A 13,590-nucleotide genomic window follows, 5' to 3' on the forward strand; every position below is an offset into this window, starting at 1 on the left:
TGCGGGTTGTCACTTATTATTTTTACCCCCTTATTCTCCTGATTTAAACCCGATAGAGCATGTATGGTCACCGCTTAAAAATAGGGTTCGCATGAAGCTTGATCAAGATGAAATAAATTTAGAGACAGCGCTTAGTCAAGTAATGAAGTCAATGTCAGAAACTATTCGTTGAGTGCTATATGTTAAAATAATAGTAGAATAATAAAATCTTACAAAAACCATCGGCAATGCAAATAAACCAAGCAAACTGGTATCCATAAGCAGATCCTTGCAGTAGATATAAAACTCACATCAATTAAGCTCAAGGCACTGTAAAATATCTAAATTAATGTCGAAAAAAATATTAGCCATCAATAAAAATAAAAAAGAGCAATAAAGCTCTTGCTCTTTGCTCTGTACTTAAAAGCCAGATAGAAGTTGACTACTATTATTTCCTAGCTTTTACTTTTCTTCTTGCAGTTACGGATTTTCTTTTAATTGCTACTGTTTTTTTAGGACGGCTCACTTTCCTTGCTGCTATAGTTTTTTTCACTGTTGCTGCTTTTTTAGGACGACCTGGCTTTTTAGCTGCAGTCTTCTTCGCCGGCGTTGCTTTTTTAGCTTTGACTTTTTTCACAGTCGATGCCACCGCGGCTTTTTTAGGACGCCCTGGCTTTTTAATTGCTGCCGTTTTTTTCTTAGGAGCAGAGTCTCCACCAAGCATGCCGCCTAGTTTAGCCCAAGTCACTTTGGTTACTAACTTTTTCCCTTTTGCTTTGTATTCTATGCCAGACGCAGTGACTTTTAACTCTCCACCATCTTTAACAGTGAAATTAAATCCTTCACGCTTAGCTTCTAACTCACCTAAATTTAAAGTTACTTTCATAACAGCGATTTCCTTCTAAGTCATTTGACTAAATTGTAGCACAAAAATAAAAATTCTATTTTTTAAACAAACAGAGTGGGAACTTATTAAAATTTAAGGTAATAATTTAAATTTATTTTCAGATTATATTTATTTTCTTTAATTAAAACTCCACAATTAAAACAAAAATCATGATCAATAATAAAAACAGCTAATTATTGTATAAAATAAAAAATAAATCAATAAATAACTACAAATAAAATTATAGTTTTAATAGATAGCGACACAAAAAAACATACAGAAAACATTAAACTGATATAAAGCCGAGTGGATTAAACCACTCGGTTTAAAAAACACCAAGCTCTAATTGAGCTGCCTCACTCATCATCTCTCGTGACCATGGCGGATCAAAAACTAATTTTACATTAACCTCTACCACCTTTGGAATTTGACGAACTTTTGTTTCAGCATCCGCCATCAAAACAGGGCCCATCCCACAACCTGCTGCGGTTAAAGTCATCTTGATTTGAACAAAAAAAGTTCCTTTCTCAGCAGGTATGATCTGACACTCATAGACTAATCCCAAATCGACAATATTCACAGGAATCTCAGGATCATAACAAAGCCTCAATTGATTCCAAGTGTGCTCTTCAATTTCTTCTTGAGTCCATTGACGGCCATCATCAACGATTGGCAAAATAGGCTCTTTACCAATTGCATCTGCATCTTTGCCATCAAGACGAATTAAATTACCGTTGACATTCAGGGTATAGCTCCCCCCCAGTGCCTGAGCAATAATTGCTTCAGTGCCTGGCTGTAATACAATATTATCCCCAGCTGGAATTAAGTGTCCCTCGCACTCTCGAGAAACCATAACAACTTCATATCGATGATTCATGCTCATATTACTCTTAAATTACTCTGTATCCACAGTAAAGCTCTCCCCACAACCACACACAGCAGCTTCACGTGGGTTATAAAAAATAACTTTAAACTGCCCCAAAGGCTGAGCAATATAATCAATAGTCATCCCATTAATAAAGGGCAAGCTTTTCTTATCTATAAATAAAATCAGACCATTTTTTAAATCTAAACGATCATCATTCTTCTCACCACTTTCCACCAAATCTGTTTCATAACGATAGCCTGAACAACCGCTTTTACGTATATAAAGCCGAAGCGCCTTTGCCCCTTGCTTATCGAGCATAACTAAAAAGTGCTTTGCTGCACTGTCTGTAACGGTAATGTCAGCAGCTTCATTTGGATCGAAACCCACTACACCTTCTGGCATTTCTTTCTTCCTTTTATCTATCTCTTTGATTTACATTAATAATCGTCGAACCGCTTGCATGCCATCCATTAGCTGCTCAATATCATCACTATTACTGTATATAGCAAATGAGACGCGCAACGTCGCATCCACCTTAAAGCGTGCCATTAATGGCATTGCACAATGGTGGCCTGTGCGCACAGCAACACCTTGCTGATCTAACACCATACTTACATCATGTGCATGAGTACCTGGCAGAACAAACGAAATCACAGGTGCTTTTTTGTCTGCTTGACCTATCAATTGGACACCAAAGCGTTGCAACTGCTCGGTTGCCCTCTCTAATAATTGTGCCTCATACACCGCAGCTGCATTAAAATCTATATTTTTTAAATAGTTAATTGCTGCACCCAGTGCAATCACTCCTGCAATATGCGGTGTTCCTGGCTCAAATTTTTGTGGTAACTCTGCATACATAGTTTTTTCAAAAGAAACAGTCTCTATCATATCACCACCACCGAATACAGGTGGCATTTTCTCTAACCACTGTTCTTTGCCATAAAGTACACCCACGCCTGTCGGGCCGTACAATTTATGTGCAGAAAAAACAAAGAAGTCACAATCTAATGCACGTACATCAATATTCTGATGCACTATCGACTGTGCACCATCAAGCAATACCGGAACTCCCTGTGCATGCGCTTTTTCAATAATCATTTCAACAGGATTAATCGTCCCCAAAACATTAGAGACATGAGCAATAGCAACAAGCTTGGTTTTCTTAGTAAGCAACGTTTGAAATGATGCTAAGTCTAATTCACCTAACTCGTTAATATCAATGACTTTAAGTACAGCGTCATAACGCTCACAGACCATCTGCCAAGGAACAATATTCGCATGATGCTCCATGGCACTGATCACGATTTCATCACCCGGCTTAATAAATGCGGCAGCAAAACTTTGCGCTATCACATTAATTGCCGCGGTTGTCCCTGAACTAAAAATTACTTCTTTTAAACTAGCTGCATTAATAAATTCACGCACATTTTCGCGTACAGTCTCATAACGTACGGTTGCCATCTCACTTAAATAGTGCACGCCACGATGCACATTTGAATTATATTGCTGATAAAACCCACTCTCAGCATCAATAACAGCCTGTGGTTTTTGTGCAGTTGCTGCACTATCTAAATATGCCAAACGCTTACCATGCACTGTTTTTTCTAAAATAGGAAAATCTTGGCGTATTTTTTCGACATCAAATATCATGTTACCCTCTTAAACCTGGATCATTACGCATCATTAAAACCTACCACCGTACGATCCATTTTAACACGAGCAGCACACTCAACATGATCATGAATATTTTTAACGACAATCTTAGCAATAATATCACTGACAAAGGCATGCGTAAGCAAACCTCGCGCCTCACTTTCAGCAATACCACGGCTTTTTAAATAAAATAGCGCTTTTTCATCAAGCTGGCCAACAGTCGCTCCATGTGAGCATTTTACATCATCCGCATAAATTTCCAATTCCGGCTTAGTATTAATTTCAGCTCGAGAAGACAGCAGTAAATTATGGTTCGATTGGTGAGCGGTAATCTGTGAAGTTCCCTCATGAACAATCACTTTACCATTAAAAACCCCACGACTTTGATCATCAAGCACACCTTTAAAATGTTGCTCGCTGGTCGTATGACTGGCTAAGTGCTCAACTAACACATGGTTATCCACATGCTGTTTTGCTGTCGGAATATAAATACCATCTAAAAAACAATGCGCACCTGGTTCATGCAATTTAACATCCACATCATAACGGGTTAAATCACCTCCTAAGGCTGCATGATGAGAGCGCAAAAAACTGCCCTTGGCCTGATCAACAAATAAACCCGCAATATGCTGCTGAGTCTTAGACTCTTGTGAAAGCTTATAATGATTAAATGTTGCGCCTCGGGCTAAATTCCCTGTACTAACAATATTTGTAAACCCCGCAGTAGAATCACCTAAACTGATCGACGTTTCTATCAATGTTGCACAGGCATTATCAGCCAAATTAATAACATGCCGATAATTAACAAATTTATTTCCTGTCGCAATATAAAGACACTGAATATCTTCAATGCACGTATGCTTAGCAACATTCAATAATAAGCCATCTTCAAACAACGCCGTATTTAACTGAGCCATAATATGACTTGGCTTAATCTTAGTTTTTTCAAATAAAGCCGTTAATAACGAGCCTGCAGCACTTCCTTCTTCAGAGCCGATACATTGTGATAGCGGCTCTACAGTAACACCTTCTGAAAAAATCATTTCATCAGAATAATCACCTGCATAATGCCCATCAATAAAAACAATTAATTTTGCTCCCTGAATACGATGTGAATCAATCATACTCTGGTCAATACCATTATGATTATTTTGACAACTTTCTGCAGTTACCAGTTCGAATTTTAAATTATTAAAATGATTAAGCCCAGTATACTTCCACTCTTCTATGTTACGATGAGGGAGTCCTGTTTTAATAAACTGTTGCCATGCTTTTTCCTTTAACTCTGATAATGCTACACAGCCATTACTGCCATTATTTTTTTGCTGATGATATGCGTCAATAAAAATTTCAGGAATTAAAATAGTAGTTTTAGCTTCATTATGTTTTGCTTTCATAATGTTAAGCCTTGCCTTCCACATTCAACCAGCCATAACCTTTCTCTTCAAGCTCTAAAGCTAAGGTTTTATCTCCTGATTTAATAATTTTACCATCGGCTAATACATGGACATAATCAGGGATAATATAGTCAAGCAAACGCTGATAATGAGTAATCATCACAATCGCTTTATCTTTACCACGCATATAGTTAACGCCGCCTGCGACTATTTTTAAAGCATCAATATCAAGTCCAGAGTCCGTTTCATCTAAAATAATCAGTTCAGGATCTAGTAACAACATTTGTAATATTTCATTACGCTTTTTCTCCCCACCAGAGAAACCTTCATTTACCGCACGCTTTAAAAATTTGGGGTCCATCTGTAATAACTTCATTTTTTCACGAGCTAATGCCATAAAACTCATGCTATCCAACTCAGCCTGACCACCTGCTCTGCGAACACTATTTAATGCTGTTCTTAAAAAATAGGCATTATTAACTCCCGGAATTTCAACAGGATATTGAAAAGCAAGAAAAATACCAGCACATGCACGTTCTTCTGCGCTCATTTCTAATAAATTTTTATCATTAAATAAAATATCACCACCTGTGACCTCATACCCATCACGACCTGCCAACACATTTGATAAAGTACTTTTACCAGCACCATTAGGTCCCATAATGGCATGAACCTCACCCGGGCGCACTTCAAGATTTAATCCTTTTAAAATTTCTTTTTGATCGCTCACCTGAGCATAAATTTTATTAATACTTAACATGGCAACTCTCTACATTATTCAATTTAAATCTAATAATTATTTAACCCACGGCACCTTCAAGGCTGATTTCTAATAGTTTTTGTGCTTCAACCGCGAACTCCATTGGCAGCTCTTTAAATACTTCCTTACAAAAACCATTGACAATCATAGCAACCGCATCTTCTGCATTAATTCCACGCTGTAAGCAATAAAACAATTGGTCATCACTAATTTTTGAGGTCGTTGCTTCATGCTCAACTTGAGCCGATTTGCTTTTTGTTTCGATATAAGGAAAGGTATTGGCTGCACAGTGCCCACCAATCAATAACGAATCACATTGAGTAAAGTTTCGAGCATGATCTGCCATCGGATTAATTCTGACTAAGCCACGGTAACTATTTGAACTTTTACCTGCAGAAATGCCTTTCGAAATAATCGTACTGCGGGTATTTTTACCTAGATGAATCATCTTTGTCCCAGTATCTGCTTGCTGGTAGTTATTCGTTAGTGCTACAGAATAAAATTCACCAACAGAGTTATCTCCTCGTAATACAACGCTTGGATACTTCCACGTCACAGCGGAACCAGTTTCAACTTGCGTCCAAGAGATTTTAGCACTTTTATGACAAACACCCCGCTTAGTCACAAAATTATAAATTCCCCCTTGGCCTTGCTCATCACCAGGATACCAATTTTGCACGGTAGAGTACTTAATTTCTGCATGGTCTAACGCAACAAGCTCAACAACCGCGGCATGCAATTGATTTTCATCACGCATCGGTGCAGTACAGCCCTCTAGATAGCTGACATAACTGCTTTCTTCAGCAATGATTAAGGTTCTTTCAAACTGCCCAGTATTTGCTGCATTAATTCTAAAATAAGTCGATAATTCCATTGGGCAACGTACACCTTTAGGAATATACACAAACGAGCCATCACTAAACACGGCTGAATTTAGCGCTGCATAGAAATTATCTTTGCGAGGAACCACGCTGCCTAGGTATTTTTTCACAAGCTCAGGGTAATCTCGTACAGCTTCTGAAATAGGACAAAATATGACTCCGGCTTCCGAAAGCTTTTCTTTAAATGTTGTTGCAATAGAAACACTATCAAAAACCACATCCACCGCAACAACACCAGCAAGACGCTTTTGTTCCTGCAACGGAATACCCAATTTGCTATATGTTTCAAGTAGTTTAGGATCCACCTCATCTAAACTTTTTGGACCCTCTTGCTGAGAGCGTGGCGCTGAATAATAGACAATATCATCAAATTTAGGCGACTCGTAATGAACATGCGCCCAATCAGGCTCAATCATCTCACACCAATCATGATAGGCTTTAAGGCGCCACTCTAGTAACCATGCAGGTTCATTTTTTTTAGCTGATATTAATCGTATTGTCTCTTCACTAAGCCCAGGTGAAATCGCTTCTGAATCAATATCAGTCACAAAACCATGCGCATAGTTTTGTTTGACTAAAGATTCTACGTCTCGTTTATTGTTTGTCATGCTTTTTATTTCACCTTATCTTACATTCGCTACTTTTATTGTAATCTCACCAGGCTGCCCAATCATCTGCTGAATGGAAACCGCATGTAACGACTTCACAACCACTTGATTTACCCACCGCCAGCTCGGCTGGACCACACAATGTTCTGCATGATGACACTGTTGAATCTGCTGGCTGCACTCAGTTAACGCAATGGGCCCATCAATCGCACAAACAACATCTGCTAAGCTGATATGTCCTGCAAAGCGCGCTAGATGATATCCACCATTGACCCCGCGCACAGAAGTTAAAATATCTGCTAATACCAGGAGTTTCAGTACTTTCCTAACAGAGGGCAGTGCTATTTGTGTACTTTCTGCAACTTCTACAGCACTGAAACTACAGTAAGAATGAGCCTCAGCATCGGCATGACGAGCAAAAAAAACCATAATTACCGTGGCATAATCTGCCATTTTACTCACTCTTAACATGTGAATAACACTTAAACTCGATAAACTTTGGCGCCTAATATAATACTAAAACAGTACTATTTCAACTGAACTTAGCTGTTTAGCCCCACCCCCGATGATCTAAAAACCATTTAATTGACTTGATTAGCCTTAAAATAAACAAGATTACAATCATATCAAAGCAACATGACTAATTAATATCCTAACAGAATAAAAAAATTATCTGAATTCTAATCTAGAGTCACTAGGGAGGGTATTATAGAGGACATTTTGAAAAAAAATTACTAAATATTAACCGTTCTAAAGCAAAAGGGCCTCGTCACTTAAAAAATATGAAACTATATATTGATGCAATAAAACACATAAATGCCTGTCAAACATTAACCCTATAAATGCTAATTACTAAACGCAGAGAAAACGACTGTATATCCGCGCACTCCCGCATATGTTCTGAACTGGTAATAAAATCAGAGCATATGCTAAATTATTAGTGAATTGAATATCAGATATATTTTAGAGATAATTCAATAGTTTTATCCTTAAATATTAAATAAACAAATTAATACCAATTCCATTACTAGTTGGTGTGCCAGATATTTTTAATAAAAATCCCAAACTAAATAACATTTTGAAAGATTAAAAACACAAAGTAATTTAATAATTTTTTGATGCTTGCACTTTATAATAAAAGCTCTAGAATAATAGCCTGCTAAAAAGAGTAGTAATCATGCTAAATCATAAAAATAAGCTAAAGCTCGGCATCACAATGGCAAGCATCAGTGCCTTGCTTGTCGGTTGCTCAACAATAACAAAAATCAGTAACTCTGTTAATCCTGTTCAAAAGCAAAAAAAACTAAGAAATTCTGACTCTGATAAAGAGAAAAAATCACAAGTTAATACCATACCATTAGCGCCTGTAACCCTATATTTAACAAAAAATGACCATAATAACCAAGCCCCTTATATCAAAACATTTCAATATATGACACCTGTATATACAAGTAAAAAACCAAGCCTAACCATTAGCAAAATTCGCTTTGCTGCAACAACAGGTGATCCAATAGCTGAACTTCAGCTTGGCACTTTATATCATGATGGCTATTGGCTGAAAAAAAACCAACAACATGCCTTTTTCTGGTTTTATCAAGCAGCACTTAATCAAGTTGCCACCGCTCAATACCGTCTCGGCTTAGCCTACTTACACGGTAAAGGCGTTATCCAAAATACAGTCACCGCATTTGCCTGGTTTCAACTAGCAGCAAACCATGAGCTTCCTCAATCTCAACAAAAAATCGATCAACTTATCGCTCGTCTCTCACCCAAGCAACTCCAAAACGCAGCTAAAACAATTAACGACATCAAAAGCAAAATTGCTGGTTTAAACAATAAAAAAACCAAACAACGCTATCAACTACACGCTTTAAATAAAAAAAATGCTGGCATTATTTAAACACCTAAATATTTACCTCCCCTGTTAACACTAACTACCCTGTCAATAGGGCTACTGGCTTGTTATAGAACTCTATATGCGCTATAGTTGCTTCTGGAACATTAGCATTAATTCATAACAGCATAGTGACATCCTATGACTGTAAAGATGTATAAATAAATAAAATGACCAACGAACAAAATAAGATATATTGCATTACTAACCTTCAAGGTATTGTCACTTTTGTCAGTCGTTCTTTTCTTAATTTTTATAATGTAGAGCAACATCATGTTGTTGGTAAACGTGCCAATCAATGTGTTACCTTCCCACTAGGGTGCGCTCAAGCAATCAAAGATATTATCGATATTGCCCGTGAGAAAGTAACAAAGGCGCGTCGAGAAGGCATCACAATTAGCAAAGAAGGCTTCTTTGTTGGCGCTTTACATAAATACCCTCAAATTAATGATGGAAAAATCATTGGTATTGTTCATGAAACCGATTTTAGCCTAGAACAACTCATCCACAATAAATGCCTTGATGTTATCGAAAAAGCACCTTATAAGGGCCAAACATTAAATAAAACAGATATAAAATTACTGATGGTTTTAGCTCACTTTAACACAATCAAAGCCAGTGATATTGCAAAGGTCTTCAAAGTAAAAACAAATACTGTATATATTTATAAAAATAATTTAATTAATAAAATTAAAATAGCGAATAATAGCGAGCATTACTGTTACCTTGAGGTAATCAAACATATTTTGCTGCATGGCTTATATTCAGATGGTCACCAGTATATCTGCCTGCCCTATCACGAGCTGTCTCTTTTTTCAAATACACCTTTAAAATTATTAAAAAAATTCACACTAGGACTCTCACTTCCTAAACAGAAAGCGCCTAGTGCCTGAAACAAACTAATACCTTGCTTTTCCTCTCTTAACCGGGTGATTCAACTCAACGAAAATAATCGCCATTCTCACAAATTAAAATTTATTCATTATAATTAATATTAAATATGACCTTTTAGTTTTTAAAATATTAAAAATGAATAAACAGATTACTTGTAATACATTAGTCTTAGTCGTCGCCATCACGGCTTTAGTGCTTGCCGGCTGTAATGAGCAACAACGTATTAAAAAAATGCCAGACTATCAACTTAAAAAAGAAGTGGAATACTGCCAAAACATCAGTCAACCAACTCAAGATGAAAAAGCACTGTGTAAACTATATATTACAGAATGTGCTAAACGCCAAGAGATAGGCAGGTATTCTTGCAATGCATCTTTAAATGAAGACATTAATAACAGACCAATCAAGAAACTTAGAAAATGGGACTAAACAAATATTAACTTCACACAAATTTCACGCACATAATGATGATTTAAAAATTAGGAACCTTTTAAGCTATAACACGCTTAGCATAATGCCGAATCAAATCAGCAATTTCAAGAATCAGTGCAATTTGCCCCTCACCAGTGATTGTTGCACCTGCCATTCCCGGAGTTGTACTTTGTAAGAGTCCACCTAAAGGCTTAATCACCACTTCTTCTTGACCTACGAGCTGATCAACAACAAACCCCATGCGTTGGGAACCTGCTGAAATAATCACAACATGACCACTATCAGGACGCTCTTTCGGTGAGTCTTTAATCAACCAATGATTTAAGAAAAATAATGGCAATGCTTTATTACGAATAATCACTGTTTCTTGACCATCAACGATATTGAGCTTGGTCAGATCTAAATGAAAAATTTCACTCACAGCGGTCAAAGGGAAGGCAAACCGTTGATCTTGCACAATCACCATCAATGTCGGCAAAATTGCTAATGTTAAAGGCACCTTGATGGTAACACGGCTTCCAGTTCCCAATGTTGAATCAATTTCCAAACGTCCATTTAACTGGGTAATTTTTGTTTTCACCACATCCATGCCCACACCACGGCCAGAGATATCTGAAATTTCCGCTTTAGTTGAAAACCCGGGCATAAAAATTAAATTATAACACTCTTTTTCTGTCAAGCGCTCCGCAGATTCTCGATCCATCAACCCTTTTTCAATGGCTTTTTCACGCAGGACATCGGCATTCATGCCGTTACCATCATCTTCAATATAAATTAAAATATGGTCTCCAGCTTGCTCAGCCGATAGGGTAATCGTCCCCTTACGCGTTTTACCGCGCTCTTCACGTAAGTCAGGCATTTCTACACCATGATCACATGAGTTTCTCACTAAGTGGACTAAAGGATCAGCCAATGCTTCAACCAAATTTTTATCTAGATCAGTTTCTTCCCCAACCAACTTTAAGTCAATTTCTTTGCCTAAGCTACGTGCTAAATCTCGGACCAAACGTGGAAAACGACCAAATACTTTCTTAATCGGCTGCATGCGAGTTTTCATTACCGACGTTTGCAAGTCAGCAGTTACCATATCTAAATTAGCAATCGCCTTAGTCATACCCTCATCGGTCACTTCTGCATTCATATCGAGCGTCTTTAAGCGATTACGCACCAAAACCAACTCACCAACAAGGTTCATAATATCATCAAGCAAACTTGTATCAACACGAACTGATGCTTCTGCCTTGGCCGCATCCTCTTTTTTCGCTGCTGCCGCAGGCGCTGCTTTTTTCTGAGGTTCTGGCTTTTTCTCAACAGCCTTTGCTGCCTCTTTTACTGGTTTTTCCACTGATTTTTCTTCAGTACCAGTATCTGCCTCTAAAGTAGGTCCTTTCCCTTCACCATACAGCTCATCCAATAAACCTTCGAACTCTTCTTCAGTAATTTCATCGCCAGCTGCTGCTTTTTTTATAGAGGATCCTTCATCTTTTTTATCCTCTACTTTAGTTTCACCACCCTCAGACTTAACTCCTGGCACACCTGAGCCATGTAACTCATCCAATAATTGATCAAACTCATCTTCAGTAATTTCATCGCCAGCAGGTTTTTCTTTTTGAGCTGCGCCAGCTTTCTCTTCAGGCTCTACTGGTGCTTGTTCTTCAACAGCCGCACTGTCTTCTACTGTTTCTGATCCACTATCACCAGAAACTAATGCATTTAGGCTTTTTAATAGCTCAGGCTCTGCTGCATCAGGGTCTTCAAATGAACGTATTTGCTCAAACATCGCATTGACAGTATCTAGCGCTTGCAACATAACATCCATAAGGTCCGCATCAACTTGACGCTCACCTTGGCGCAGAATATCAAATACATTTTCAGCGATATGACAAACTTCAACTAAATTATCTAATGCTAAAAAGCCCGCGCCCCCTTTAACAGTATGAAAGCCACGAAAAATAGCATTTAATAAATCTGCATCATCCGGACGAGACTCAAGCTCTACCAACTGTTCTGATAGTGACTCTAATATCTCTCCAGCTTCAATTAAGAAATCCTGGAGAATCTCGTCATCTGGATCTAAAGCCATTCATGACTCTCCTTACAGTCCCAAACTGGATAACAAATCATCCACATCATCTTGGCTGGCAACAATATTTTCACGCTTGTGCACATTGACTACTGGACCTTCAGCTAATACTGTACTCTTTTCTTTTTCGGTAAAATTGTATCCTGCTCCTTTAGCAGCACTCACTAAATCAACAAGATTCGTCTCAACATGATTAACTAAATTTAAAACATGACCAATCAACTGCCCAGTCAAATCCTGATACTCTTGAGTCATTAATACATCATTGAGTGCTTTATTTAAAAATTCAGCATTTCCTTTTAATTCCGCTAAAAAATCACCTAAACCATGGTAGAGCATTTTAAATTCTTTAGGGGTCACCTCTTGATGCTGTAAACGGTCCCATTCGGTTAATAATTGAGCTGACCGTAAAGCAAGTCGGTCACCTAAAGGTAAACACACTTCAACAACATCAATGGTTTTATTTGTCGCATCTTCTGTTAATTTTACAACATGCTCTAAACGATCCTTGGCATCTGGTAACTCATCAGTAATGTCTTTTAAGTTTTTTTCTTTATGCTCACTGAGGTCAACCAAGGTATTATGAAGGTCACGAGTAATTTTACCAACCTCTTGGACAAAATCTTCTTCAAGACATTGACTTAACTCAGCCACTAGGCGTGCTGCTTCTTTTGCATCCCCTCCTTCCAAGCTCTCAACTAGTGATAAAGCTTTTTCAAGAGTCGACTGGGTTAACAGTTGCTCTTCATTCTTCATAACATCCACATACGTTTATTCATTTATTAAAGTTAATTTAATTACTTCTTCGCTCCATCAACACGTTCAAAGATTTTATCTAGTTTTTCTTTGAGCGTCGCTGCTGTAAATGGCTTGACAATATAACCATTAACTCCAGCTTGAGCTGCTTCAACAATCTGTTCACGTTTTTGTTCTGCCGTTACCATCAATACAGGCATAGATTTTAATTTATCATGCGCACGTACATTTTTTAGCAAATCAATCCCTGTCATACCAGGCATGTTCCAGTCAGTCACTAAAAAATCAAAATCACTTTTTTGTAGTAACGGCCAGGCAGTTGCCCCATCATCTGCCTCAGCAATGTTGGTAAATCCTAAATCACGCAATAAATTTTTTACAATCCGTCGCATGGTGGAAAAGTCATCCACAACCAGGATTTTCATATTCTTATCCAAAGTGGCCTCCCCGCACTGGTGTAAGCCCGGCACCTAGCTTAAGTATAGGCAAAATTACCAGA

General features: G+C 37.8%; 15 protein-coding genes. 4 read left to right on the plus strand and 11 right to left on the minus strand.

The window, feature by feature from the left end:
* On the plus strand, positions 1-172 hold a 172-nt coding region (locus C200_RS05740; protein ID WP_033923692.1), incomplete at its 5' end, for a transposase.
* Between the two features lie 255 nt (positions 173-427).
* Here C200_RS05740 and C200_RS16085 read toward each other — a convergent pair.
* From C200_RS16085 to C200_RS05780, 8 genes are all read right to left on the minus strand, one after another.
* Positions 428-865 (minus strand): hypothetical protein, encoded by a 438-nt coding sequence (locus tag C200_RS16085; protein ID WP_016209781.1) that lies wholly within the window; start codon positions 863-865, stop codon positions 428-430.
* A 325-nt stretch (positions 866-1,190) separates the two neighbouring features.
* A complete protein-coding gene (sufT, locus tag C200_RS05750; RefSeq protein WP_016209772.1) occupies positions 1,191-1,742 on the minus strand; it encodes a putative Fe-S cluster assembly protein SufT in 552 nt (183 codons plus the stop codon).
* 18 nt (positions 1,743-1,760) lie between these two features.
* Positions 1,761-2,135, minus strand: coding sequence for a HesB/IscA family protein (locus C200_RS05755; RefSeq protein WP_016209778.1), 375 nt, complete (start codon positions 2,133-2,135; stop codon positions 1,761-1,763).
* A gap of 30 nt (positions 2,136-2,165) precedes the next feature.
* Positions 2,166-3,383 (minus strand): cysteine desulfurase, encoded by a 1,218-nt coding sequence (locus C200_RS05760; RefSeq protein ID WP_016209796.1) that lies wholly within the window; start codon positions 3,381-3,383, stop codon positions 2,166-2,168.
* A gap of 23 nt (positions 3,384-3,406) precedes the next feature.
* Complete coding sequence (gene sufD / locus C200_RS05765; protein WP_016209780.1) at positions 3,407-4,783, minus strand: Fe-S cluster assembly protein SufD; 1,377 nt, start codon at positions 4,781-4,783, stop codon at positions 3,407-3,409.
* A gap of 4 nt (positions 4,784-4,787) precedes the next feature.
* Entirely contained in the window at positions 4,788-5,543 is a 756-nt protein-coding gene (sufC, locus tag C200_RS05770) for a Fe-S cluster assembly ATPase SufC (protein WP_016209795.1), read from the minus strand.
* 40 nt (positions 5,544-5,583) lie between these two features.
* Positions 5,584-7,032 (minus strand): Fe-S cluster assembly protein SufB, encoded by a 1,449-nt coding sequence (gene sufB, locus C200_RS05775; protein ID WP_016209793.1) that lies wholly within the window; start codon positions 7,030-7,032, stop codon positions 5,584-5,586.
* A 15-nt stretch (positions 7,033-7,047) separates the two neighbouring features.
* Complete coding sequence (locus tag C200_RS05780; RefSeq protein ID WP_032126436.1) at positions 7,048-7,503, minus strand: SUF system Fe-S cluster assembly regulator; 456 nt, start codon at positions 7,501-7,503, stop codon at positions 7,048-7,050.
* Positions 7,504-8,209: 706 nt separating this feature from the next.
* Between C200_RS05780 and C200_RS05785 the strand changes: the two genes are divergently transcribed.
* From C200_RS05785 to C200_RS05795, 3 genes are all read left to right on the plus strand, one after another.
* Positions 8,210-8,932, plus strand: a complete 723-nt coding sequence (locus C200_RS05785; protein WP_016209771.1) for a tetratricopeptide repeat protein — start codon at positions 8,210-8,212, stop codon at positions 8,930-8,932.
* 164 nt (positions 8,933-9,096) lie between these two features.
* Positions 9,097-9,819 carry a hypothetical protein gene (locus C200_RS05790; RefSeq protein ID WP_016209791.1) on the plus strand — a complete coding sequence of 241 codons (723 nt, stop codon included), beginning with the start codon at positions 9,097-9,099 and terminating at the stop codon, positions 9,817-9,819.
* Positions 9,820-9,955: 136 nt separating this feature from the next.
* Positions 9,956-10,249, plus strand: a complete 294-nt coding sequence (locus tag C200_RS05795) for a hypothetical protein (RefSeq protein WP_051307317.1) — start codon at positions 9,956-9,958, stop codon at positions 10,247-10,249.
* Between the two features lie 61 nt (positions 10,250-10,310).
* Here the strand turns inward: C200_RS05795 and C200_RS05800 are convergent, their stop codons facing one another.
* From C200_RS05800 to C200_RS05810, 3 genes are read right to left on the minus strand one after another with little or no spacing between them, the layout of a single operon-like run.
* Positions 10,311-12,335, minus strand: coding sequence for a chemotaxis protein CheA (locus C200_RS05800; RefSeq protein ID WP_016209798.1), 2,025 nt, complete (start codon positions 12,333-12,335; stop codon positions 10,311-10,313).
* 12 nt (positions 12,336-12,347) lie between these two features.
* Positions 12,348-13,091, minus strand: coding sequence for a protein phosphatase CheZ (locus tag C200_RS05805; RefSeq protein ID WP_016209769.1), 744 nt, complete (start codon positions 13,089-13,091; stop codon positions 12,348-12,350).
* 41 nt (positions 13,092-13,132) lie between these two features.
* A complete protein-coding gene (locus C200_RS05810; protein ID WP_017377132.1) occupies positions 13,133-13,516 on the minus strand; it encodes a chemotaxis response regulator CheY in 384 nt (127 codons plus the stop codon).
* Positions 13,517-13,590: the final 74 nt, after the last annotated feature.

This window comes from Piscirickettsia salmonis LF-89 = ATCC VR-1361 (assembly GCF_000297215.2).
Classification (GTDB): Bacteria; Pseudomonadota; Gammaproteobacteria; order Piscirickettsiales; family Piscirickettsiaceae; genus Piscirickettsia; species Piscirickettsia salmonis.

Excerpts from the sequence above, each read along its gene's own strand:
- C200_RS16085 (WP_016209781.1), bottom strand. The coding sequence starts at position 865 with ATGAAAGTAACTTTAAATTTAGGTGAGTTAGAAGCTAAGCGTGAAGGA.
- sufT (WP_016209772.1), bottom strand. The coding sequence starts at position 1,742 with ATGAATCATCGATATGAAGTTGTTATGGTTTCTCGAGAGTGCGAGGGA.
- C200_RS05755 (WP_016209778.1), bottom strand. The coding sequence starts at position 2,135 with ATGCCAGAAGGTGTAGTGGGTTTCGATCCAAATGAAGCTGCTGACATT.
- C200_RS05760 (WP_016209796.1), bottom strand. The coding sequence starts at position 3,383 with ATGATATTTGATGTCGAAAAAATACGCCAAGATTTTCCTATTTTAGAA.
- sufD (WP_016209780.1), bottom strand. The coding sequence starts at position 4,783 with ATGAAAGCAAAACATAATGAAGCTAAAACTACTATTTTAATTCCTGAA.
- sufC (WP_016209795.1), bottom strand. The coding sequence starts at position 5,543 with ATGTTAAGTATTAATAAAATTTATGCTCAGGTGAGCGATCAAAAAGAA.
- sufB (WP_016209793.1), bottom strand. The coding sequence starts at position 7,032 with ATGACAAACAATAAACGAGACGTAGAATCTTTAGTCAAACAAAACTAT.
- C200_RS05780 (WP_032126436.1), bottom strand. The coding sequence starts at position 7,503 with ATGTTAAGAGTGAGTAAAATGGCAGATTATGCCACGGTAATTATGGTT.
- C200_RS05785 (WP_016209771.1), top strand. The coding sequence starts at position 8,210 with ATGCTAAATCATAAAAATAAGCTAAAGCTCGGCATCACAATGGCAAGC.
- C200_RS05790 (WP_016209791.1), top strand. The coding sequence starts at position 9,097 with ATGACCAACGAACAAAATAAGATATATTGCATTACTAACCTTCAAGGT.
- C200_RS05795 (WP_051307317.1), top strand. The coding sequence starts at position 9,956 with ATGAATAAACAGATTACTTGTAATACATTAGTCTTAGTCGTCGCCATC.
- C200_RS05800 (WP_016209798.1), bottom strand. The coding sequence starts at position 12,335 with ATGGCTTTAGATCCAGATGACGAGATTCTCCAGGATTTCTTAATTGAA.
- C200_RS05805 (WP_016209769.1), bottom strand. The coding sequence starts at position 13,091 with ATGAAGAATGAAGAGCAACTGTTAACCCAGTCGACTCTTGAAAAAGCT.
- C200_RS05810 (WP_017377132.1), bottom strand. The coding sequence starts at position 13,516 with ATGAAAATCCTGGTTGTGGATGACTTTTCCACCATGCGACGGATTGTA.